At 55.3% G+C, this 22,162-nt stretch carries 26 protein-coding genes; 10 read left to right on the top strand and 16 right to left on the bottom strand.

Annotated features, from left to right (window positions below; genetic code table 11):
* Nucleotides 1-9: 9 nt before the first annotated feature.
* A complete protein-coding gene (gene speB / locus ACR0AK_RS08180) occupies nucleotides 10-984 on the bottom strand; it encodes an agmatinase (protein ID WP_480792955.1) in 975 nt (324 codons plus the stop codon).
* Nucleotides 985-1,098: 114 nt separating this feature from the next.
* Here speB and ACR0AK_RS08175 point away from each other — a divergent pair, with 114 nt between their 5' ends.
* From ACR0AK_RS08175 to ACR0AK_RS08165, 3 genes are all read left to right on the top strand, one after another.
* Complete coding sequence (locus ACR0AK_RS08175) at nucleotides 1,099-1,977, top strand: glycosyltransferase family 25 protein (RefSeq protein WP_480793649.1); 879 nt, start codon at nucleotides 1,099-1,101, stop codon at nucleotides 1,975-1,977.
* Nucleotides 1,978-2,104: 127 nt separating this feature from the next.
* Nucleotides 2,105-2,473 carry a group I truncated hemoglobin gene (locus tag ACR0AK_RS08170; protein ID WP_170557614.1) on the top strand — a complete coding sequence of 123 codons (369 nt, stop codon included), beginning with the start codon at nucleotides 2,105-2,107 and terminating at the stop codon, nucleotides 2,471-2,473.
* The gene (locus tag ACR0AK_RS08165; protein ID WP_480792954.1) at nucleotides 2,470-3,528 is read left to right on the top strand and encodes an adenylate/guanylate cyclase domain-containing protein; all 1,059 of its coding nucleotides are present in this window, start codon (nucleotides 2,470-2,472) and stop codon (nucleotides 3,526-3,528) included. The genes ACR0AK_RS08170 and ACR0AK_RS08165 overlap by 4 nt, the downstream gene beginning before the upstream one ends.
* Before the next feature lie 6 nt (nucleotides 3,529-3,534).
* On the opposite strand, the gene ACR0AK_RS08160 is transcribed toward ACR0AK_RS08165, so the two are convergent.
* The 11 genes from ACR0AK_RS08160 to guaA all read right to left on the bottom strand — a co-directional run bounded on the left by ACR0AK_RS08160 (nucleotide 3,535) and on the right by guaA (nucleotide 12,805).
* Nucleotides 3,535-4,149: a TetR/AcrR family transcriptional regulator gene (locus tag ACR0AK_RS08160; protein WP_170557610.1), complete on the bottom strand. Its 615-nt coding sequence runs from the start codon at nucleotides 4,147-4,149 to the stop codon at nucleotides 3,535-3,537.
* A gap of 103 nt (nucleotides 4,150-4,252) precedes the next feature.
* Nucleotides 4,253-5,122 (bottom strand): polyphosphate kinase 2, encoded by an 870-nt coding sequence (gene ppk2, locus ACR0AK_RS08155; protein ID WP_480792953.1) that lies wholly within the window; start codon nucleotides 5,120-5,122, stop codon nucleotides 4,253-4,255.
* Between the two features lie 49 nt (nucleotides 5,123-5,171).
* Nucleotides 5,172-6,125, bottom strand: coding sequence for an alpha/beta fold hydrolase (locus ACR0AK_RS08150; protein ID WP_254452876.1), 954 nt, complete (start codon nucleotides 6,123-6,125; stop codon nucleotides 5,172-5,174).
* The gene (gene metA, locus ACR0AK_RS08145; RefSeq protein ID WP_170557604.1) at nucleotides 6,115-7,032 is read right to left on the bottom strand and encodes a homoserine O-acetyltransferase MetA; all 918 of its coding nucleotides are present in this window, start codon (nucleotides 7,030-7,032) and stop codon (nucleotides 6,115-6,117) included. The genes ACR0AK_RS08150 and metA overlap by 11 nt, the downstream gene beginning before the upstream one ends.
* Nucleotides 7,033-7,071: 39 nt before the next feature.
* A complete protein-coding gene (locus ACR0AK_RS08140; RefSeq protein ID WP_170557602.1) occupies nucleotides 7,072-7,944 on the bottom strand; it encodes an ATPase in 873 nt (290 codons plus the stop codon).
* Nucleotides 7,945-7,993: 49 nt separating this feature from the next.
* Nucleotides 7,994-8,140: a hypothetical protein gene (locus tag ACR0AK_RS08135; RefSeq protein ID WP_368040244.1), complete on the bottom strand. Its 147-nt coding sequence runs from the start codon at nucleotides 8,138-8,140 to the stop codon at nucleotides 7,994-7,996.
* A 75-nt stretch (nucleotides 8,141-8,215) separates the two neighbouring features.
* Nucleotides 8,216-8,626, bottom strand: coding sequence for a hypothetical protein (locus ACR0AK_RS08130; RefSeq protein ID WP_368040243.1), 411 nt, complete (start codon nucleotides 8,624-8,626; stop codon nucleotides 8,216-8,218).
* A gap of 18 nt (nucleotides 8,627-8,644) precedes the next feature.
* Nucleotides 8,645-8,887 carry a hypothetical protein gene (locus ACR0AK_RS08125; protein WP_368040242.1) on the bottom strand — a complete coding sequence of 81 codons (243 nt, stop codon included), beginning with the start codon at nucleotides 8,885-8,887 and terminating at the stop codon, nucleotides 8,645-8,647.
* 102 nt (nucleotides 8,888-8,989) lie between these two features.
* On the bottom strand, nucleotides 8,990-10,117 hold the full coding sequence (locus ACR0AK_RS08120) for an OmpP1/FadL family transporter (protein ID WP_170557600.1): 1,128 nt from the start codon (nucleotides 10,115-10,117) through the stop codon (nucleotides 8,990-8,992).
* Nucleotides 10,118-10,239: 122 nt separating this feature from the next.
* Entirely contained in the window at nucleotides 10,240-11,145 is a 906-nt protein-coding gene (locus ACR0AK_RS08115; RefSeq protein ID WP_170557598.1) for a DMT family transporter, read from the bottom strand.
* 100 nt (nucleotides 11,146-11,245) lie between these two features.
* The gene (gene guaA / locus ACR0AK_RS08110) at nucleotides 11,246-12,805 is read right to left on the bottom strand and encodes a glutamine-hydrolyzing GMP synthase (RefSeq protein ID WP_480792952.1); all 1,560 of its coding nucleotides are present in this window, start codon (nucleotides 12,803-12,805) and stop codon (nucleotides 11,246-11,248) included.
* Between the two features lie 40 nt (nucleotides 12,806-12,845).
* Between guaA and ACR0AK_RS08105 the strand changes: the two genes are divergently transcribed.
* A complete protein-coding gene (locus tag ACR0AK_RS08105; RefSeq protein ID WP_480792951.1) occupies nucleotides 12,846-13,337 on the top strand; it encodes a GNAT family N-acetyltransferase in 492 nt (163 codons plus the stop codon).
* Between the two features lie 133 nt (nucleotides 13,338-13,470).
* Nucleotides 13,471-15,015, top strand: coding sequence for a trimethylamine methyltransferase family protein (locus tag ACR0AK_RS08100; protein WP_170557594.1), 1,545 nt, complete (start codon nucleotides 13,471-13,473; stop codon nucleotides 15,013-15,015).
* On the opposite strand, the gene ACR0AK_RS08095 is transcribed toward ACR0AK_RS08100, so the two are convergent.
* Nucleotides 15,016-15,315: a DUF6477 family protein gene (locus ACR0AK_RS08095; protein WP_170559306.1), complete on the bottom strand. Its 300-nt coding sequence runs from the start codon at nucleotides 15,313-15,315 to the stop codon at nucleotides 15,016-15,018.
* A gap of 240 nt (nucleotides 15,316-15,555) precedes the next feature.
* Here ACR0AK_RS08095 and ACR0AK_RS08090 point away from each other — a divergent pair, with 240 nt between their 5' ends.
* A complete protein-coding gene (locus ACR0AK_RS08090; protein ID WP_480792950.1) occupies nucleotides 15,556-16,656 on the top strand; it encodes a DUF6456 domain-containing protein in 1,101 nt (366 codons plus the stop codon).
* 51 nt (nucleotides 16,657-16,707) lie between these two features.
* The gene (locus ACR0AK_RS08085) at nucleotides 16,708-17,631 is read left to right on the top strand and encodes a hydrogen peroxide-inducible genes activator (RefSeq protein WP_480792949.1); all 924 of its coding nucleotides are present in this window, start codon (nucleotides 16,708-16,710) and stop codon (nucleotides 17,629-17,631) included.
* A 47-nt stretch (nucleotides 17,632-17,678) separates the two neighbouring features.
* Here the strand turns inward: ACR0AK_RS08085 and ACR0AK_RS08080 are convergent, their stop codons facing one another.
* Nucleotides 17,679-18,227 (bottom strand): redoxin family protein, encoded by a 549-nt coding sequence (locus ACR0AK_RS08080; protein WP_480792948.1) that lies wholly within the window; start codon nucleotides 18,225-18,227, stop codon nucleotides 17,679-17,681.
* Nucleotides 18,228-18,491: 264 nt separating this feature from the next.
* Here ACR0AK_RS08080 and lipA point away from each other — a divergent pair, with 264 nt between their 5' ends.
* Both lipA and ACR0AK_RS08070 read left to right on the top strand, forming a co-directional pair.
* Complete coding sequence (gene lipA / locus ACR0AK_RS08075) at nucleotides 18,492-19,442, top strand: lipoyl synthase (RefSeq protein WP_170557586.1); 951 nt, start codon at nucleotides 18,492-18,494, stop codon at nucleotides 19,440-19,442.
* Nucleotides 19,439-20,581, top strand: coding sequence for an amidohydrolase (locus ACR0AK_RS08070; RefSeq protein WP_480792947.1), 1,143 nt, complete (start codon nucleotides 19,439-19,441; stop codon nucleotides 20,579-20,581). Before lipA ends, ACR0AK_RS08070 begins: the two co-directional genes overlap by 4 nt.
* Nucleotides 20,582-20,585: 4 nt before the next feature.
* On the opposite strand, the gene ACR0AK_RS08065 is transcribed toward ACR0AK_RS08070, so the two are convergent.
* Together ACR0AK_RS08065 and hpt are read right to left on the bottom strand one after the other, a co-directional pair.
* Nucleotides 20,586-20,945 carry a hypothetical protein gene (locus ACR0AK_RS08065; protein ID WP_480792946.1) on the bottom strand — a complete coding sequence of 120 codons (360 nt, stop codon included), beginning with the start codon at nucleotides 20,943-20,945 and terminating at the stop codon, nucleotides 20,586-20,588.
* Nucleotides 20,946-21,076: 131 nt separating this feature from the next.
* Nucleotides 21,077-21,619, bottom strand: a complete 543-nt coding sequence (gene hpt, locus ACR0AK_RS08060; RefSeq protein ID WP_170557580.1) for a hypoxanthine phosphoribosyltransferase — start codon at nucleotides 21,617-21,619, stop codon at nucleotides 21,077-21,079.
* A gap of 71 nt (nucleotides 21,620-21,690) precedes the next feature.
* On the opposite strand from hpt, the gene ACR0AK_RS08055 reads away from it, so the two are divergent.
* Complete coding sequence (locus ACR0AK_RS08055) at nucleotides 21,691-22,137, top strand: type II toxin-antitoxin system RatA family toxin (protein ID WP_170557578.1); 447 nt, start codon at nucleotides 21,691-21,693, stop codon at nucleotides 22,135-22,137.
* Nucleotides 22,138-22,162: the final 25 nt, after the last annotated feature.

Genomic DNA, 22,162 nt, shown 5'->3' with positions numbered 1-22,162 from the left:
GAAGGGCGCTTAGCCCTTCTTGCCACGTTCGTGAAAAATGAATCCGATGAAGTTCAACAGAACCTGCGCTGCCAGAATCTGCGTGCTCTCGGTCGGGTCGTAGTTCGGAGCTACTTCGACAAGGTCAATTCCAACCACATCTCCGCGTTTCGCAAGCCCCTGAATGATCTCTAGGACATCATAGTACTGGAACCCGCCGTGGCTGGGCGTTCCGGTGCCAGAGGCGATAGAAGGGCAAAACGCGTCAATATCAATCGTCACATAGTACCGTGCGCCCTCGGGGATGCGCGCCAGAACGCCATCAGTACCAAGCTTGCGCACCTGTCGCACGGACAGAATGTCGGATCCACGGGCGCGGGCGTCCTCATACCCTTCTTTGGCTGTTGATGACACGTTCCGGATGCCCAGTTGTGTCATACCCGAAACGTAAGGCTTTTCAATTGCGCGTCGCATAGGGTTTCCATGTCCGGCGGTCACGCCGTGGCGTTCGTCTACGAAATCCAGATGTGCATCGATCTGAACAACGTGGATGGGTCCGTTTTTTTCGCAATCTTTTTCGAACGCGTTGATACACGGGATGTTTACCGAGTGGTCTCCACCGATGGTAACGGGCAGGGCGCCCGCGTTCAGCATCTTTTCCACACCGAACTGAATGTTCGCGTGGCTTTCTTCGGTTTTGGTGTGAATGATATCCGCATCGCCAATATCGACCATCCGGACCGAAGCATCAAGGTAAGTGGCATCATCCTCGTGATCATACGCGCCTGCGTGCCCAAAGCTGAACAGGGTCGATGCCTCTCGCACCGCCCTTGGGCCGAAACGGGCGCCCGAACGCCATTGCGTGCCAAAATCAAAAGGGGCTCCCATGATGGCGACGTCGGCTTCGATTTTGTCCCAGTTCATGACATACGGAGCCTTGCCAAAAGTCGAAATGCCCACAAACGGAAGGTTGAGGCGGCCGCCAGAATATCCATGAGACGTCATTACAAGAATCCTGTTTTTTGTTTTCCCAGCGCAGCTTAATCGGGGCTTCTAATTCTGAATAGGCATAACGCAATGCTTATTGCCCCAGCACGGACTTGATTGTCCGCCTCACCGGTGTGTATCTGGCGTAACCGCTTGAAAGGAAACGCCGTGGGACGTCAGGAACTGCCACCAAAAACGGGTGCCTTTTTTATTAACCTAGATCGGGTCCCGGCACGCTGTGATTTCATGGAGGCGCAGTTTGAACATAGTGGCCTAGCGGGTGCCACCCGGTTCAGCGCGACAGACGCACAGCAAAGTGGCGCGCTGGATGCCAATGGCTATGCTCCTGGTACCGGCAGCCGGTGGGGTTTGCGGCGAAGCGAAATCGCTTGTTTCGAAAGCCATCGTGCTGTTTGGCAAACGGCCGTGGATCAAAACCTGAATGCCGTGGCCGTTTTCGAAGATGACGTCGAAATGTCTGCTCAGGCAGGGTTTGTAATTTCAGCTTTGTTGGAAGACCCAGATGCCTTTGACATAGTCAAACTTGACTATTCGCCCAAGTCCCTTCGTTTTGGGCCCGAGGCCCGTATCGCGGGCGTAAACGTCCGGCCCATGCTAGAGATGGCGCCAAGTGCTGCGGCTTACGTGCTGTCGCAGCGGGCTTGCCAAAAACTGCTGGCTTGGTCCGAAAGCTATTCTGATCATCTTGACGACTTCGTTTCAATTCCGCGTCCGGATTGGCGGATGTATCAGTGTTTTCCAGCAGTTGGGGTGCAGATGATATGGTCGAAACAACAGGATCAGACGGTCGAAGAGGTAAAAGTCAGCGAGCGATCACAGGACGTAAAAACCAACTCTGAACTGGACAAGGGGCCGCTTTGGTTCCGTCTTCGGCGAGAGCTAAAGGCCACTGGACGTAAGTTGTATTGGCGTTTTGGCGGCCAAACGCGGTTGCTGGAGCAGGGGGGATACGTAGGTTTCATTCCCTGTACCGACGATCTGAGCGTTTGAATTCAAGTCACAGTAAGACCACCTGAATGGTCGCTGCACGCCGCGTTCGCGTCATAAGCGTTAACAAAACTGTCAATATGATATAACCTCGTGACGTTAGTGGTGTTTAACGTTTGGGTTTTGTGTCGTGGGGCAGACTATTTACGAAAAATACGGTGGCTTCAAAACGATCTCTCGGGTCGTTATGACGTTCTACGAAATGGCGTTGGAGTCTGATCAGATCGGCGGCCACTTCGAAGACATAGACATGCCCCGATTGATCGATCATCAAACCAAGTTCGTTTCCTCTTTGGTTGGCGGGCCCGCGTCCTTTAGCGATGACAGAATTGAGGCCGTCCATCGTCATCTGAAAATCTCTCACGCCGATTTTGACGAAATGGCTGCGCTCTTTAGTGAGGCCCTTTCGATGCATGGTATGGAAGACGCACATATAAAGATTGCGCTTAATGCCATTGAGTCCAAGCGGGCAATAATCGTGGCGCGCGACGCCGCATGAGTATCCTGGCGATAAATGAACAGTTGCTGCGTGCGATCGGTGTGGGTGTCGCAGTTGTACGGGCGTCGGATTTGGGTTTCGTGTTCCACAACGGTCCGTTTACCGAATGGTTTGGCGCGCCGACCGAAGGTCAGACCCTTTTGGACTATTTCCCTGATCTTGATCCAAAAGAGCTTGAGGACGTCAAACAATCGGGCTTGCGCTATTCGGTTGAATTGCAGGTCAAACCCAAGCGCCGAACGCTGATTTTCGCCGTCGCAGTTTCATTGGCCAGTGGCCTGTCCGAGCAGGTGCTGGTGGTGGAGTTTCAGAACATCACTCGCATTCGCGAGCTTGAGAGCATGATCGACAGCTACTCGACCATGGTCGAGCGTAACACGCGCGAACTGGAACGCGAGAAAGAGCGTGTCGAACGGTTGTTGTTGAACCTCATGCCGCGCGCTGTGTACGAGGAATTCAAAACCTTCGGTGTCGTCACCCCGCAACTGTACGATCAAGTATCGGTCGTGATGCTGGATTTTGTGGGTTTTACGGATTTTGCGGCCAAGACCGACCCGACCGTTACGCTCAGCGAGTTGAACGACATCTTCACGGCTTTCGACAGAATCGTCGAACAATACGGGTGCGAACGGATCAAGACCATCGGCGACGCTTATTTGGCTGTCTCGGGTATGCCGGATGCCACGCCGGACCATGCGACGGCGGTCGCCCACTGTGCAGTCCGGTTCCTTCGGTATCTCGAACGGCGCAACGAAAGCCATCCGCATAAATGGCAGGCCCGGATCGGTCTGGGTATGGGGCCTGCGGTCGGTTCGGTCGTGGGTATTCAGAAATACGTCTACGATGTGTTTGGCCCGGCGGTGAACATCGCCTCACGTCTGCAAGTCTTTGCGAATCCGATGAAAATCGTTGCCCCGGAAGAGATGAAATATGCCCTGATCGACGAGTTTCAGGTGTCCGATCTGGGTCCGGTTGATATCAAGGGCATGGGGTCGATGGACCTGATCAATGTCACGTCGGGTCTCAGCGCCCCTGCACCACGACCGATGTTTTAACTGCGTTCAGTCGTCCTGCGGCACCAGTCCCAAGCCCCGCAAATAAATACCGATACCGCTTTCCAGTAGATCCTCTGGCGGGAATGGTGAACTTGCACCAGTGTTGCGTGCATAAAGCTCAACAACGCCGTGGCTCATGGCCCAGATATGGGCGCTGAACATCGACGCCGGAGGTCGCTTTTCCGGTGGGATATGCTGGGAAAGATCGCCAGCCGCCTTTTCCAGCACGCTTTTGGCCCTGTTCGCAGCCAGCGCCAATTCGGGCGTTCGGTTTACGGATATCCCGCTTTCAAACATGGCGATGTAGTGGCCAGGGTGTTTGCGGGCAAAAGCCAGATAAGCCCGACCCGTTGCCTCAAAAGCTGCCAGAGCCGAAGGTTGGCCTGTGTCATAGGCGTATTGCATCAGGTCCGCGAACATTTCGAACCCCTGACGCGCCGCCTCGGCGATCAGATCCTCGCGCCCTTGAAAATGCCTATAAACCGCGGCCGGTGTTACGCCTGCAGTTTTTGCGGCCTCGGACAGAGTAAAGCCGGTCGGGCCCTTTTCTTCGACAAGCGACAGGGCGGCCTCGATCAAGGCTTGCTTGAGATTGCCGTGGTGATACCCGCGTTTCGCCATGCCTGTGTCACGAGCCTTTTTGTTTAAGCCTTGGGGAACCAAGACATAATCCACGCATACCGGTTCGTCCAACACTTGCTGGTAACAGAGCGCGAAATTGTCATCACGCGTCCCAAACCTCGGGCCCGCCACAGATCAGGGGGTCGATCTTGCCGATAGCTTTTTTGTCTTTCTCATCGTAGTCCAGCGCGTTCAGAACGGTTCGAATGGCCGCAATTCGGGCGCGTTTCTTGTCATCTGACCGAACAATGGTCCAAGGGCAATGATCTGTGTGGCTGCGGGTCAGAGTCTCTGAGATCGACTGCGTATATTCGTCCCATTTGCTGAGCCCTGCAACGTCGATTGGGCTGAGTTTCCATTGTTTTAGCGGGTCAGTCTCACGTGACAAGAACCGGTTCAACTGTTCCGCGCGTCCAACGTTTAGCCAGAACTTGAACAGTTGAATCCCGTCGTTTACCAACCCTGTTTCCAGCGGCAGAACCTGTCGGAAAAACCGCTCGCGTTCTTCGGGTTCGCAAAAGCCAAAGACATTTTCAACCACCCCGCGGTTGTACCAGCTACGGTCGAAGAACACGATTTCTCCGGCCGCAGGCAGGTGTTGTATGTAACGCTGAAAATACCACTGGCTGCGTTCGGTATCAGAGGGTTTGCTCAGCGCCACGTTGCGGGCACCGCGCGGATTGAGGTTCTCGCGAAAGCGTTTAATGGTACCGCCTTTACCCGCAGCATCGCGGCCTTCGAAAATGATCGCGATGCGTTGGTTTGTTTCCTTGACCCAGGATTGCATTTTGACCAGCTCGATCTGGAGCAATTCCATCTCTTTGTCGTAATCCTTACGCTTCATGCGTTCTTCGTAAGGATAGGTCGGGTTCAGGATGTCGTCTTTCTTAGCTTTTTCAATGGCCGACCGCACGTCTTTCGGGGCTTCCTTGCGGAAGTATTTCTCAATGGAACCTTTGTCCGAACGTGCCATACGCTACCTCGCCATAAAATCCATATCCTACTATGGATTAGCTGGCGGTTTAACGCAAACCTGCACGCTCAGCAGCGCGGTCGATTGCTGATGCAACTTCGGGTGCGGCCACGACCTGTGGCATGTGACCAATCCCTGGAAGTTCGATTAGCTCGGCATTGGGGATCTGGTCAATCAGCTGTTCGGCGTGCCATGCGAAACTGACAGTTGTATCAGCCGTTCCATGAACGACTTCTGTCGGCACAGAAATCTCGCCGTAACGGGGCTGCAGCGCGCGCACTTCGTCCAGCAGGTTTGCTCGCTGCTTGGCATTGGCGTGCATCGAAGCACGCCGCATCGTCAGGCCGGGGCCGAAGTGCTGTGAATATCCTTCCGGCGCAACCTGAGGGGCAAAGACCTTGTCTAACGCTTTTTCCACGTACCATTCGGGGACAAACGCGGTGATCAGGGGCAGGGCAAGAGTGTTGCCTGCCGGGGTTGACGCAAGCTTGTTGAAGCCATCCAGCGGCGTCTCCCACGGGATTGCAGCTGGTGCGATCAGGACAAGGGCGGATATGTTTTCGGGCCGCGTGACGGCCCAAGCCAGCGACACGGACCCGCCATAGCTTTGTCCCGCAACAATGGGTCTATCGGCCCCTAGTTGGGCTGCAGCCTTTTGCAGGATTAGCGCTTGTTCCTCAATGGTTTCGCCGTTTGGGTTGAAGCTGTCACTATAGCCCAGTCCGGGGCGGTCGAAGACGATCACACGGAAGTTTTTGGCCAGAATTGGCGCAAGGGCAAACGTCATGTCGCGGGTGTTGCCGCTGGACCCGTGGATCAGAACCACATCGGGACCTTCGCCCATGACCACCGCATGTACGGCGACCCCGTCAACCATGACCAATTCACCCTCAGGGGGGAAGTTGGCCTCGGCCGCCGCTTCGTTGTGAGCTGCGCGCCAGAAGGCCAGCAGGGTCAGGCCCGATAAGACGAGGCCAAGGAATATGAGAGCTTTAATGACCAATGTTTTCCATGTTGAACGGGGTGGACTGGTAAATCTCATTGATCCAGTTGCCATAAAGCAGATGCGCGTGGCTGCGCCACCGGTTCTGTGGCGGCTGCGACGGATCATCGTCTGGATAATAATTCATCGGCACGTTGATGGGGGTCCCGTTCGAGACATCGCGGTCATATTCCTGCTTCAACGTATCGCTGTCATATTCGAAATGGTTGAAGATATAGATCGCGCGATGCGCGCGGTCTTCGACCAAACAAGGACCAACCTCTTCGCTGCCCAGAAGCGTCGTCAGACCGGGTGCGTCGTTGATCTCAGTTTGTTTCATTTCCGTCCACCGGCTGACCGGTATGACGCAATCGTCTGAAAAGCCGCGTAAAAACGGGGATGCAGGGACCAGGTTCTGATGTCGGAAACAACCAAAGGCCTTGGCGTCCAGCATGTGCTTTCGAACGCCGTGGAAATGGTTGATCATCGCCATCCCGCCCCAACAGACACCAAAGGTGGAATGCACATTTGTCTGCGTCCACTCAAAGACTTCGGTCATTTCGTCCCAATAGGTGACGTCATCGAATTCCAAATGTTCGATCGGCGCGCCGGTGATGATCAGGCCGTCGAACTTCTGATCCTTCACCTCTTGGAAGGGTTGATAGAACTCGGCCATATGATCGGCGGCGGTGTTCTTCGTGCGATGTTCCGTCATGCGGATAAGCGACAGGTCGATCTGCAGCGGAGTCGCACCAATCAGACGCGCAAACTGGTTTTCAGTCTGAATCTTCTTGGGCATCAGATTCAACAACCCGATCCGCAAAGGACGGATGTCCTGACGCATCGCCTGATCCGCTGCCATGACCATGACGCCCTCTTTGGTGAGAACGTCGTAAGCAGGTAGGTCGGAAGGGATCTTGATCGGCATCAGGTGCAAGCCTTTGGAGTTATTGTGTAGAGGCGGTAATTAAGCCCGGTTTGCCCGGGTCTCAAGGGTGCGTTCGATCAACTCATCGAAATCACCGGCATCGCGGACCTTGTTCATGTCGTCAGCAGTGACCGCGACACCCCAATTGTCCGCCATGGCCTGATAGCGCGGCTGGCGGTGCGCCAATGCGCGGGCATAGGTCCAGCGGATAAAGGCGTCCGGGTCGACGTCTTCGGGCGCATAACCATGTTCGGCGAGGTATTCGTCCCACACCCGGGTCAGAAACTCGGGCTGATAAGACATCGGCTTTGGTGCCTTGTCGAAACGGCGGATCAGTTCGGCTGTGTGATCTTCATCGCCTTTAATCCAGATCATAAGGGTTTGCCGGGACAGCTCGGACAGGACGTGATCTGCAGGGTCCTCAGGATCGACCCACTCGCAGATAGACCCACCGGTATCGCAAATGAAGTTTGGATACTGATAAAGGCGTTTGGCGCGGTCGATGAAATACTCGGTATCCAGCAGAGCGTGGATTTCAGCCAGGCGAAACTGCTCTTGCCGCCGTCGATATTCCGTCAGTTCAAGCCCGCCCAGTTCGGGGTTGCCCGGTTTGCCCAGATAGGTGGCGACCGGCGTCAGATTTTCGAATGAGATGTTCGAGCCGATATAGATCGAATCCGACAGCAGGAGGTCGCGCAGGAAAGGCACCTTCATCGCCTCAGCCTTGGCATTGTCGATGATGTATTCACCCATGTATCGGGTGCCGATGCGGTAATCGATCGAGTAGTGAAACCAGTCTCCGGAGTCGCGCAGAACGTTTGACACATAGGTCTTGCCCAGCCCCGACATGCCGAAGAACAGCACTTTTTTCCGGGCCGCTTCGCGCCAGTCCATTGCCGAGCTGTAGATCATTGTCCGCTGTCCCTTTTTCTGACCTAGCTAAAACGGGCAGGGGGCGGCGTCAATCACGTGAGCGGGACCAGTTCAGAATCAGTAGTCCGACCGCCAGCACTGCAAATCCCAGAAAGGCCTGCGATGGTAAGGCTTCGTCGCGTATCACAGTGCCCAGTACGTTGGCCACGGGCGGAATGACAAGCGGCACCAACATCAAGTTTCCAGCACCCGCCATCGCAAGAACGCGGTAGTAAAGCAAATACGCCCCGGCGGTCGCGATCAGGGCGTATTAAGCAATCGCCACCCATGTGATCGCTGGCAGGTTCAAAGGAGGGAGCGCGCCGATTGTCAGCGAAACAGGCAAAATCAGATTGGTCGAACCAATCAGCATGCCAGCGGCCGCAACAATGGGGGACAGTCCTGACAACTGTATTCTAGCCCATGCACCCGCGAAGGCGTATGAAACAGTGGCGGTGATAACGGCCAGCTGAGCGACGCTTTGAGGGTCGAAGGTTGCGAAATTCGTAAGTCCAATTGCAATTGCAACGCCCAGAAAACCCAGACCGACACCCACACCGCGCGCGAGGGTCGGCCGTTCATCCTTGAAAAAGATGGCGGCGATCAGAACGCCAAAAATGGCGGTTGCGGCATTCAAGATCGATGTCAGACCGGTCTCGATATAGAGCTGCCCCCAAGCCATACGTGAAGTGGGATTGCATTATTTAACAATCCCACCTTCAGAAACGCGCTCCAGACGCGCGGACTGGTTGGAACGCTCAGCTTTTTGACCCAAACTACGATCCACAGCGCCAGCATCGCCCAGCAAACACGATGCAGAACCGAAGTCATGACCGGGATCGCGTCCGGGGCAACTCGGATTTTGATAAAGGATGCGCCCCAGATTTTCCCAGGGTAAAAGTTCGGTCCAAGCCATTGGTGAGAGATGTTTTTGAGGTTCCATGGCCCTTCTTGCATTCCCAAAGGCGTTGTTCGACAGGAAAATTGAGCAAAGAAAAACCCCGCCAAAAATGGCGGGGCTTTGGTTTGGATATCCCTAAGAGGATCAGTTCAGCGTATAAGTGAGCTGCAGACCGACACTCCACGCCGAGTTGCCCGAGAATTGGCCACCTGTGGTGGTGGTCGCATCTCCGATGTCGGTGTAGCGGATGCCACCCGAAATCTGCGCCTGCTCAAACGTGTATGTACCGCCTACGCCAAGGCTCCAGAACCCGTCGGTTGGGCCGAGGTTGGAGACTGCAGAACCCGAGGACGTTTCATAGCCCGCAGAAATTGCGCCAGAAAACTCTTCGGTGAACTTGTAGCCAAGACCAAGAGTGTACGTGAACGTGTCGTCCGCGTAGTCAACCAGGTTCTGTTGTGCAGCGGCGGTATAAACCGGCGGTGCCAGAACTGTCTGCGGCCAGTCAACCCAGCGGATCGATCCAAACAGCAGCGTTTTAGGCGCGACACCGGTCTGGAAGTCCAGATTCACCGATTGAGGAGTCACAACTTCTGTTTCGGTTTCCGACGTCACGAGCGGTGCAGGGACGGGCGGTGGTCTCCGGTTAATGGACTCTGTCGAGTCGAAATCATGTGTGATTTTCGAATTGTAGGTCAGTGCGACACGTGCCGCGATGTCCGGGCGTTCCCACGCGACACCGACGACGTAACCGAAATCAACCTCAGAGCCGGACTCGAATTCGTACCCGGCAACGACCGGTACAGCCACGGTTGCTTTGGCCCGCTGAGCGCGGATACCACCGATGGCGCTGAAGCCTCCATCGAATTTATAGCGTACCAGGGCGGTGATTGCGTCAACATCCGCCTTTGCGCGCAATACGTCTGTGCGACCACCAAAACCGGCCAATGGGTTCTGCGACAAAGGATAGTTCGATGGATATTCGACATCTGCGCCGTAGGGTTCGTCGTAGATGATCGCGAAATCCAGTTGGTCGGTAAACGAATGTTTGTACGCCAGATGTGGCGTCCAGAAACTATTGGCGATGTTTCCGGAATCGACGCCATTCTGCTCGCCGCTCACGTCAGGGTTTGCATACCCCAAACGGAACTGTACGACAGAGCCTTCCTCAAACAGAATGTTGACGCCCTGACCGCTACGATCAAGTCCGCCAGCGTAAGCCCCAGTCGCGCCAACGCATACCGCGCACGCCTGTAGAAGCGCTTTTTTCATTAGTTCCTCCCTCTAGGTCTCCTGAAGGTCAGTGCCTGTGAATGTGTGGTGCGGGACCGACCTGCATTGTGGTGCTCGATACTTTCTTAAGGTTTACTTTATCGTCAACTGGTGACCGTGCGTTACTTGAGTTGAGTGTCCCGTGGGAGTGTTGCCAAACTGTTACGATTCTCGGCGTGAACGTTCAAAAAGATGCCGCAAAAGATTACGCCCGCGCCCAACAAGGTCCAGTGATCCAGTGGTTCGTGATACAAAACCATGCCGACGACTGCGATTGTGGGCAGGCGGGCAAAGTCAAATGGTACCACTACCGTTGCCGGGGCAATCGCCAGCGCATTTGTAATGCAGTAATGCGCCAGAAGTCCGGCCAAACCCACCAACAGCAGAAACGGCGCCGTGCTAGCCGAGGGCAAAGTAATCTGACCGTCGATGCCGGACGCGATTAACCCTAGCGCAGCTTGCATAACCGTCAGCCAGAACATGATGCACCCTATGCTGGCAAAGCGGGTGAGGGACTTTGTCGATATCGTTGTTAAGGCAAAGAAAATAGCAGAAAGAGCGGCGGTCGCGACACCGGCATTAAGCGGTACAGCGCCCGGGCGCGCAACCAGCAGAATTCCTGCAAAACCGATTAATGCAGACATCATGCGAACAGTCGTCAGGCGCTCTTTCAATAAAAGCGGAGACAGCAGGATGACCCATATGGGCTGCGTGAATTCCAGCGCAAAAACCTGTGCCAAAGGAATGACGCCAACCGCGTAGAACCACAGGTTCTGCCCTGTAAAATGTAGCACATTCCGGATCCCATGAAGACCAATCCGTTCGGTCGACACCTGATGCCACTTTCGCGTCAGGGTCAGAATCAAAGCGACAACGCAGATTCCCACGAGGCTGCGGTAGAACATGATCTCGAAAGTATCATGCGTCACGCTTAGTTCGCGGCCTGCGATTGCCATGGACGAGAAAGAGGCAATCGCCCCGGTCATCCAGAGCGCAGCTTTGCCAATCTGTGGTTTGGCGTTGTCCATTTCGGTGCCTGCAAACCTCTCGCTGTATCAAATTGATAAATATAGAATTTTGGTACGCTTGAAACACAAAAAAAGCCGGGACAAAGCCCGGCTTTTTTTGTCATTCCCACTCGATGGTTCCGGGTGGTTTTGATGTGATGTCATAAGTACATCTGTTGATGCCTTTGACTTCGTTGATGATGCGTGTGGCCGTTTCGCCAAGAAATTCATGGCTGAACGGATAATAGTCGGCGGTCATGCCATCCACAGACGTCACGGCGCGCAGCGCGCAGGCGTAGTCATACGTGCGCCCGTCGCCCATGACGCCAACAGTGCGCACAGGCAGGATGGCAACAAAGGCTTGCCAGATGTCATCATACAGACCGTGCTTGCGAATCTGGTCAATATAGACTGCATCCGCTTCGCGCAGGATATCCAGCTTTTCACGGGTGATCTCACCGGGGCAGCGAATCGCCAGTCCGGGGCCCGGGAAGGGGTGACGGCCGATAAAGCTCTGCGGCAGGCCCAGTTCGCGACCCAGCGCGCGGACCTCGTCCTTGAATAGCTCGCGTAGGGGTTCAACCAGTTTCAGACCCATCTTTTCCGGCAGGCCGCCGACGTTGTGGTGGGACTTGATCGTGACCGAGGGGCCGCCCGAGAAGGACACCGATTCAATGACGTCCGGATACAGTGTGCCTTGGGCGAGGAATTCGGCTCCGTCGATTGTGTCAGCGTGTTTCTGGAACACGTCGATGAACAGCCTGCCGATGATCTTGCGCTTGGTCTCCGGGTCGCTTTGACCTTCCAGCTCACCCAGGAACAGATCGCTTTCATCCGCATGGATCAGTTGAATGTTGTAGTTGTCGCGGAACATGCCGACGACTTCCTCGGCCTCGTTCTTGCGCAGCAGCCCGTGGTCGACGAAGACACAGGTCAACTGATCGCCGATCGCCTCGTGAATCAGAATCGCCGCGACCGAGCTGTCGACGCCGCCCGACAGACCGCAGATCACTTTCTTATCGCCGACCTGCTCGCGGATCTTTTCAATCATCTGTTCGCGATAGGCGCCCATCGTCCAATCACCCTTGAAGCCGGCGAGTTTGACGAAGTTCTCATACAGCTTCGCGCCTTTGGGGGTGTGGTGCACCTCGGGGTGGAACTGAACCGCATAGAAATGACGCGTGCTGTCCGCCGTAATCGCGAAAGGCGCATTGGGAGAGGTGCCAAAGACGTCAAACCCGGGCGCGATTTCGCTGACGTGGTCGCCGTGGCTCATCCAGACTTGCTCGTCGCCATCCGCAAACCAACCATCCAGAATATCCAGCTTTGCCTGCGGGGTAACAAATGCACGCCCAAACTCTGCCGTGCCGTGCCCGCTTTCAACCTTGCCGCCCAGTTGCTGCATCATCACTTGCTGGCCGTAGCAGATACCCAGGATCGGCACGCCGTAGTCAAAGATCTCTTGCGGCGCCCGTGGCGACCCCTCGCGCGTCACGCTGTCCGGACCGCCCGAGAATATCACGGCTTTGGGGGCCATTTCCCGAACGAAGTCCATCGTGACGTTCTGATAGGGGTGGATTTCGCAATAGACATTCAGCTCTCGCAGGCGGCGGGCAATAAGCTGCGTAACCTGGCTGCCGAAGTCGATGATCAGAAGGCGGTCATGGGTGTCTTGGGTCATGGTTGGCTATTAGGTTGCAAGCCTTGCATGTGCAAGCGCTATGACGTCATTTGTGCAATTGTGCCTCAGGATTAAACAGAAAGGCCGCGAGATGTCCGAGATTGAGTTTCGCCGCGCCGGTGCTGCTGACACCGAAGCCGTCACTGATTGCATTGCGGCGGCCTATTCAGATGCGATGCGCGATATTCCTGATCTGCCCGACGTTACGGACGGAGTTGGTGACGATATCACAGTGCATCAGGCTTGGGTTGCAACGATGGATGAGGGCATCGCCGGGTTCATTGTTTTTGACCAAGTGGATTCTGCGATGATGATCTTCAATCTCGCCGTATCGCCAAAGGCACAAGGGGCGGGACTGGCGAGGCGGTTGATCGAAATAGCGGAACAGGAAGCCAGGGATTCGGGCGTTACAATGCTCAGGCTGCGAACGCATAAATCAATGCAGAGAACAGTATCTATGTACCTACATTTGGGCTGGGGCGAGAAAGAGATGAGCAAGAACACCATTCTGATGGAGAAAGAACTTTCCTGACCGGGGCAATTGTCTGACGGTTTTGGTTCCTTTGGATGTCGCTTTTCCCCCTATAGCGCCGTTAATTAGATGCTGTGCATCAAATGCTTCCTGTAACAAACTGACCAAACCAACCAATAGACGGGATCTTCTCATGGCAGAGGCAAACACCCGGCGTCGGGCAAGAGGTGGCGGTGGCGCCGCCCGCCGGGCCGAACGCACCGCGGTACGCATCGAAACCGCGAAGTATATCGAACGGAATATTCCGAACTTCGAGGTTCTCAACGAGGAAGCGTTGGAAATCATCGAAACCAACGCAGAAACCATTCTGGCCGAAGTTGGGGTTAACTTTGTCGATAACCCCGCAGCCCTGAAGCGTTGGAAAGATGCCGGTGCCGATGTAGATGGCGAGCGCGTCCGCATTCCGCGTGGTCTGGCCCGCCAGTTGATCAAAACTGCGCCCAGCGAGTTCACGCAGCACGCGCGCAACCCTGAGAAATCGGTGGTTATTGGTGGCCGCAATCTTGTTCTGGCCCCGGTATACGGACCTCCGTTTGTCCGGGATGCACAAGGTGGTCGTCGCTACGCGACAATGGACGATTTCAACAAGTTTGTGAAACTCGCCTATATGTCTAAGTGGCTTCACCACTCAGGCGGAACCGTGTGCGAACCCACCGACGTACCAGTGAACAAGCGTCACCTGGATATGCTGATGGCGCACATGACCCTTTCGGACAAGCCGTTCATGGGCTCGGTCACCGATCCCAGCCGCGCGCAGGACTCGGTTGAGATGTGCGAGATCCTGTTCGGCAAGGAGTTCGTTCAGGAAAACACGGTGATGACCTCGCTGACCAACATCAACTCGCCGATGACTTTCGACGATGTGATGATGGGCGCGCTGGAGGTTTATGCGAAGAACAATCAGGCCTGTATCATCTCGCCCTTTATCGTGGGCGGTGCGATGGCGCCGGTTTCGATTGCAGGCACATTGACGCAGGTTCTGGCCGAAGTTCTGGCCGGTGTCGCGTATAGTCAGATCATTCGTCCGGGTGCGCCTGCAATCTTTGGTGCTTTCGTATCGTCGATCGACATGAATTCGGGTGCTCCGACCTTTGGTACGCCCGAGGCGTCTATGGTCACTTATGGTGCGGGCCAGCTGGCGCGTCGCCTGGGCCTGCCGTTCCGCTCGGCCGGGTCGTTCTGCGGTTCGAAACTGCCGGACGCACAGGCAGCCTATGAGACCGCGAACTCTCTGAACATGGGTCTGATGGCGGGCGTGAACTTCATGCTGCACTCATGCGGTTGGCTCGAAGGCGGACTGGTTGCTGACTTCGAAAAATTCGTCATGGATGCCGACCAGTTAGGTGTTCTTCATGGCCTGGCCAAAGGCGTGGCCTATGACGAGAATGCACAGGCGATGGATGCGATCCGCGAGGTTGGTCCGGGAGGCCACTATCTGGGCTGCGCCCATACACAGGCAAATTTCAAGGACGCGTTCTGGAAATCCGAGGTTCTGGACTACAAACCCTTCGAAACCTGGGAAGACGAAGGCGGGCGCGATACGCGCCAATTGGCCACGTCGCGGGTCGAACATCTGCTGGCCAACTACCAGCAACCCCAACTCGACCCGGAACTCAATGCCGCACTGAACGAATACGTGGCGGAAAAGAAAGCATCCATGCCGGATGCCTTCACCTGATCATTGATACTGCGAGGCGCGGCTGGCTTTGAACAGTTGCGCCTCGCCCAACAACGCAATCAACAGATCCAGATGACGGACCAGCGAATAGGCGGCGTCTTCGGCCAGCCTTTGTGCGTTAACCTCTTTTTCCATTTCCAACAAACGAACCAGTGCAGACCCTGTACCGGGCAGTGAGCCGTATCCCAAAACGCGTTGTAGGTGCCGGTCCCGATCATAGTCCTGCGCCCCAAACTTTGCAGCCCGGGCCAGCAGGCGTGGGCGGCGGAGCGTTGTAATCATGGTCATCAGGTCCTGCATTTCGGTGTTCCCTTGGTTGAACTGAAGATAGTCATTTGTCACACAACCTAAGCGAGTGTTGCCTTGTGGGGGTTCCCTCCGAACTCTGACTTCATGAGTGTTTATGATTTTGAATCAAATCTGATTGTTGTCTCTCCCGGTTAACGAACGAGTAACGAAAGCGGCTCTAGTTAGGATTGGTTAACGCATTCACCGGGGGCGATTGAGAACAGATTGTTTTGTCGACGAGGGCAAGTAACTATGCAAGAAAACATGGCTTTCACCATTCCGGCGTGGGTGCCTGAAGGGGCTCAGAGGTACCTGGCGCATACCGAAACCGGTCAATCAATCCGCGATATCGCGCGGTCAGTGGGATGCCATGCGTCAACCATACTCAGACAAATCCGACGCATTGAGATGCGCCGGGACGATCCGTTGGTGGATGCCGCGTTGCAATCGTTGGCAGAAGAACATTTCTCGGATCCGCAGGAGCGTTCCGGGTTCTTGAACGAACCTTTGGGGTTGCAGGCCGAGGATACGGCAACCAAAAACGAAGACTTTAACCGCGAGGTGCTGCGCATACTACGCCGCCTTTGTGAAACCGGGGCTGTTCTGGCTGTAGCGGAAGAGATGGACAAGGCCGTAGTCGTCCGCGACACCGGAGTCAGTGGGACCACAAGAACTGCAGTTGTGGAATGCACGATTGCGCAAGCTTTGGCGCTGAATGACTGGATCTCTTGCGATAATCCAGGACGTATTTCTCGCTATCGTATTTCATCATCCGGGCGGTCGGCGCTAAGTCAACTGATAGCCGAGGCCGAGAACAAAGCACGCGCCAGAAACGAGTTCGGGATGGCCGAGGCACAATCTCCGTTTCAGCCGCAAGGCAATAACAGGCAGGACAAGTCAGCGAGACGCATTCGTTACAGCGCGGCCGAAAGCCCACTAATTGCGTTGGCACGCAGGCGAGACAAGGACGGAAAACACTTTCTGGACGAATCTCTGGTCGGTGCCGGCGAACGTCTGCGCGAAGACTTTGAGCTGTCGCAGATAGGTCCGAAGGTCGCGCAAAACTGGGATCACTTTCTGACCGCGGGTGGACGGGGAAGTTTCTCAAACGGTAGTTATGAAGGGCAGGGGTCGTCAGATGCGCGCGCTCGGGTCGAACGGGCACTGTCGGATCTGGGGCCGGGGTTGAGCGATGTTGCGTTGCGATGCTGTTGCTATCTTGAGGGGCTGGAATTGGCCGAAAAACGAATGGGCTGGTCGGCGCGTTCCGGAAAGATCGTATTGCGGATCGCCTTGCAACGCCTCAAGCGCCACTACGAAGAACAGGCAGAAAAAACTCGCCTGATCGGGTAGTAAATTATAACTTGAGGTTGAGGTTCTGGGGTGTAGTGATAGGAATGCCCTATGAATTTTACCCTCAGACAACTTCAATATTTCAACGCGGTGGCGGATCAGCGAAATTTTGGCCGTGCGGCGCAAGTCTGCCACGTCTCACAGCCCGCTCTGTCGGTTCAAATCAAAGCGTTGGAAGAAACATTGGGCGGTCCGCTGTTCGAACGTCAGGCCCGCGACATTTTGCTGACGCCGTTGGGGCGCGATGTTCTGGACTATGCGCGTCAGGTCTTAGGCGCAGCGGATCGGCTGGATCAGTTCGCAAAGGATCATTCCGTTGGGCACCGGTCTTTGGCGATTGGGATCATCCCGACCATAGCCCCATATCTATTGCCCGGAGTGCTTGCCGGGCTGCGCACAGCCGACGTGTCTCTGCGGGTGCAGATTCGTGAGGCCCGAACAGAGCGCTTGCTTTCCATGTTGCGCGCCGGAGAAATCGATGCCGGGGTGATGGCCTTACCCGCCGGTGGAAGCGAATTGTTCGAGTTGCCGTTGTTTGAGGATCGCTTTCTGCTTGCCGGAAGCGCTGGAAGACTTGGAACGGTGCGCACGGATCCTGATGCCTTGCGCCCGGTGGACTTACAAACCGCACAGCTCATGTTGTTGGATGACGGGCATTGCCTGACGGATCAAGCGCTTGAGGTTTGTGGCCAGGACAGAAGCAGCGGGCTGATCAATATGGGGGCGTCTTCGCTGGCGACGCTGTCGCGACTGGTCGCCGAAGGATTCGGCCTGACACTCATGCCCGAGTTGGCGGCGCGCTCGGAAACCGAAGCAGTGCCGGGACTCAAACTTATGCGGTTCGGGGCACCCCAGCCTGCGCGGACGGTCGGGTTGGTTCGACGCCTTTCTACAGGGCATGAAGATTGGTTCGACAGTCTGGCCGACGTTATTCGACGTGTTGGCGAAGACATCGTGACCGCGACCCGCCATTAGAAAAGGCCCGCCACTGGCGAGCCTTTGATGCATAAGCCTGAGAGTTCTTAGGCCAGCGCCGGTTCTTTGGCTTCGTCCAGATGTTTCATCAGGGTTTCAGGCGACGAAACGCCATAGGGATCTTCGGGGCAGTTATCCATCAGGCCGGGCTCTTCGAACCACGCCTCGACCACGCCGTTGTTCACAATGGCAGCGTAGCGCCACGATCGCATGCCAAAGCCCAGATTCTCCTTATCGACCAGCATACCCATTTTGCGGGTGAACTCGCCCGAGCCGTCAGGAATGACCTTCACATTCTTCAGGCCCTGATCCTGCGCCCATTTGTTCATGACAAAGCTGTCATTCACGGACATGCAGTAAATTTCATCGATACCTTTGGCGGTGAAATCAGCATAGCCGTTTTCGAAGCCAGGGAGTTGGTAGGTCGAGCATGTGGGCGTGAACGCGCCGGGCAGGGAAAACAGGATGACGCGCTTGCCCGCGAAGTAATCCGCGGTTGTTTTGTCTTCCCAACGGAACGGGTTGGATCCTTCGATTGCCTCATCGCGGACGCGGGTGTGGAAGGTAACGGAAGGCAGTTTTGCGCCGGTTTTCATCTACGGGCTCCTGTGATTCACATTTGAATTAGAAGTGGATTAAAACAGTTCTAAACTGTCTTCAACGCCTGAAATGCTGCATTTGCAATATACTTTTAAGGCTTGCTATTTAATACGTAAATCTTCCGAAACGGCATTAATTTGGTCGTGAAATACTGCGAGTGCAAACCTGCCTTGCATGACGGGTATGCCCGGGTGGCATAGTCTGCGTGAGCGTACTATGTTAGGGCAAAGCAAATTGACCCAAAGTCAGGAAAGCCAGCCGTGCGTGATCTGAAGATCCCAGAACAACGACATCCCGAAAAAGCGCATCGTCCAGACAATGCGCAGCCAAAAAAGCCCAAGTGGATACGTGTCAAAGCGCCTGGCGGTAAGGGCTATGCAGACACGCACAAGATCATGCGCGAGAATAATCTCGTCACTGTATGTGAAGAAGCTGGATGCCCGAATGTCGGCGAATGTTGGAGCCAGGGCCACGCCACCATGATGATCATGGGTGAGATTTGCACACGTGGTTGTACCTTCTGCAATATTGCAACTGGTCGTCCCGATTCTCTGGATGCGTTTGAGCCCGGGCGCGTTGCGCATGCCGTACAAAAGCTGGGTTTGAACCACGTCGTGATCACCTCTGTAGACCGCGACGATCTCAAGGATGGCGGTGCCGAACACTTTGCGCAGACAATTCGCGCAGTCCGGCATCGGTCACCAAAGACGACCATTGAAATCCTAACGCCTGATTTTCTGAAATGTGACCCATCCGTTCTTGAAACTGTGGTCGAGGCCAAGCCGGACGTGTTCAACCACAACCTTGAAACCGTGCCAGGCTTGTATCTCGAAGTGCGTCCTGGTGCGCGCTATTTCCACTCGCTGCGCTTGTTGCAGCGGGTCAAGGAACTGGACCCGTCGATCTTTACCAAATCGGGTATCATGGTTGGCTTAGGTGAGAATGAACAAGAGGTCCGGCAAGTCATGGATGACATGCGTGCCGCCGACATCGATTTCCTGACCATCGGCCAGTACCTGCAACCCACGCCCAAACACCACGGTGTGGACCGGTTTGTAACGCCGGAAGAGTTCGCCTCATATGAAAAGGCGGCCTTTGGCAAGGGGTTCCTGATGGTTTCTGCGACACCTCTGACCCGATCATCCTATCACGCGGGGGATGATTTTGCCCGATTGCGTGATGCCCGCCAGAAGAAACTGGAGCAGGGGTGACACCTGAAACGCATGCGCAGCTGACACGCCTGCGTCACGATCTTCACCAATATCCCGAACTTTCCGGGCAAGAGAGTGAGACCGCTGCCCGAATGGCGGAGTTGCTGCGTGAATACGGCGCGGATCAGGTTTTGACCGGCCTCGGCGGCCATGGAGTTGCGGCGATATTTGACGGCGGACAGCCGGGGCCGACTGTAGGTATCCGGTGCGAACTGGACGGGCTGCCGATTCAGGAACTGAATACGCAACCTTATGTGTCGAAAGTACCTGGCAAGGGGCATCTGTGCGGGCATGACGGGCACATGACGATAGTGCTTGGCGTTGCGGAAGAACTGACGCGCCAGCGGCCGACAAAGGGCCGGGTGGTTTTGATATTCCAACCGGCTGAGGAAACCGGACAGGGGGCCATCGCCTTTCGCGCAGACCTAAAATTCGACCAGATCGCGCCGGATTACGTGTTCTCGTTGCACAATCTGCCAGGGTTGAAATTGGGTGCGGTAGAGCTGTGTGAGGGACCGGCCAATTGCGCCTCACGCGGGATGAGGGTTACCTTGACTGGCAAGACGTCTCATGCGGCGGCACCTCAGGACGGAATATCTCCGGCGCGGGCGGTGTCTGAGCTGATGTTGAAGCTTGCGGATTTGGGTGCAGGTGGCGCGTTGGATACCGATTTCGCGCTGACAACAGTTACGCACGCCAGTTTGGGTGAGGCCACATTCGGTATCTCTCCGGGGCAGGCCGAGATTTGGGTAACACTGCGCACCGTATCGGACAGGCGGATGAAAAGCCTGATGGCCGAGGCGGAAGCGTTGGCGCGGAACGCTGCATCTGCTGATGGGCTGGCGGTTGCAGTCACTTATGACGATGTCTTTGAAGCCTGCACCAACCATGATGAAGCTGTGAGAACCATCGTGACAGCGTGTACCGAGCGCGGTGTTCCCTGCGAATTGACCAAGACACCGCAAAAGTTCTCAGAGGATTTTGGGCAATTTGGGAAAGGCGCGAAGGCGGCAATGTTCTGGCTGGGGTCAGGGCAGGATCACCCACAATTGCACAACCCAGACTACGATTTCCCGGACGCACTTATCCCGGTAGGAGTAGATGTTTTTGTCGCCGCAATTCGATCTCTTGTTAGCTGAAACTTCAGTTTACCAGATCGCTCACTATCCCAACGGCATCAATGACTGTCTTAGTGTCATCTGATATCGATAGGATTTCGTCGTTCACGCGGATATACCGCTGACCGACCGGCAGTGGCTTCAACTTCCAGCCGTCCAGGTCATCTAGATAGTCGAAATTCAGATCGTTCGGGAGTTTCTGACCTCGCGTATAACGTTTGATCTGTCCAGGCGGTACACCAACGCCATTATTGGTCTTTATCGACTTTTCGATTTTCGACTTGTCTGGGCCTTTGCCTTTGCCCTTGTTGTCTTTTGCGTCCGCAAAACCAACCGTAGCGGCGACTGCGCAAGTCGCTAGAAGACCAACAGACATTACTTTCATAAGCGGAAACCTCCCAAGATGGTTGGAGGGTAATCTGTTGTTTAGGGTGTTGTCCAATGATATTCCAATTGGTGAATTCAAAGGTGCCTAGCAACTTTGACTATTGGAATCCGGTTACATTATTGTCCTTCTCAGTCTTCGACAAATCTTACCTTGCCGATAAACGGCAAATTACGATTGCGCTGCGCGTAATCGATCCCATATCCAACGACAAATTCGTCGGGGATTTCAAACCCGATCCAGTCCGACCGGAAATCGACCTCGCGTCGGCTGGGCTTGTCTAGCAGGGCTATAGATTTTAGGCGGCTTGGCTTGCGGCTTTGCAGCAGCTTTGTGACGTGGTTCAGCGTATGACCCGTGTCGACGATATCTTCGACGACCAGAACGTCGCGCCCTTCGATTGCACCGCGCAAGTCCTTGAGAATGCGTACTTCGCGACTGCTTTCCATCGAATCGCCGTACGAGGATGCCTCAAGGAAATCGACTTCGATCGGCAGGTCGAGTTCGCGCACCAGGTCGGCGATGAAGACGAAACTTCCACGCAACAGGCCGACAACAACCAGCTTGTCAGTGCCGCCGAATTCCGCAGTGATTTCCCGGCATAATTCCTCGATTCGGGCCGCAATGGCCTTGGCCGAGATCATCGTATCTATCACATATGCGCGGTCGCTCATCGCTGCCCCCTTGATCTTTGGCGCGCAACATACGACATGACGCGCCATTGTCACCTGAAAAACCGGACGCCATGCCAACACATTCGGAAACTCGTCACCTTCCTTACACTGCACAGCAGATGTACGAGCTGGTCGCGGATGTGGCCAAGTATCCCGAATTTCTGCCTTGGTGCGCTGCCGCCCGTATTCGACGGACTTACGCGGCGGGTGAGGCACAGGTGATGGAGGCGGATCTGGTGATCTCGTTCAAGGTTTTCCGCGAAAGGTTTGGCAGTCGGGTGACCCTGTTTGCCGATCAAAAACGGATCGATACCGAATATCTGGACGGCCCATTCAAATACATGAAATCCGACTGGCAATTCGCGGACGCCGACGACGGCGGTTGCAACATCTCGTTCCACGTCGACTTCGAATTCAAGAATGCCATCCTACAGGGCATTATCGGTGTGGTCTTCAACGAGGCCATGCACCGGATTGTTCAGGCATTTGAGACCCGCGCCAAGGACCTTTACAGCTAAGCCTTTACCCCGGGTTGGCGGTTGT

The organism is Ruegeria sp. BI12 (genome assembly GCF_056537985.1).
This window is presented reverse-complemented; position numbering and strand designations above follow the sequence as displayed.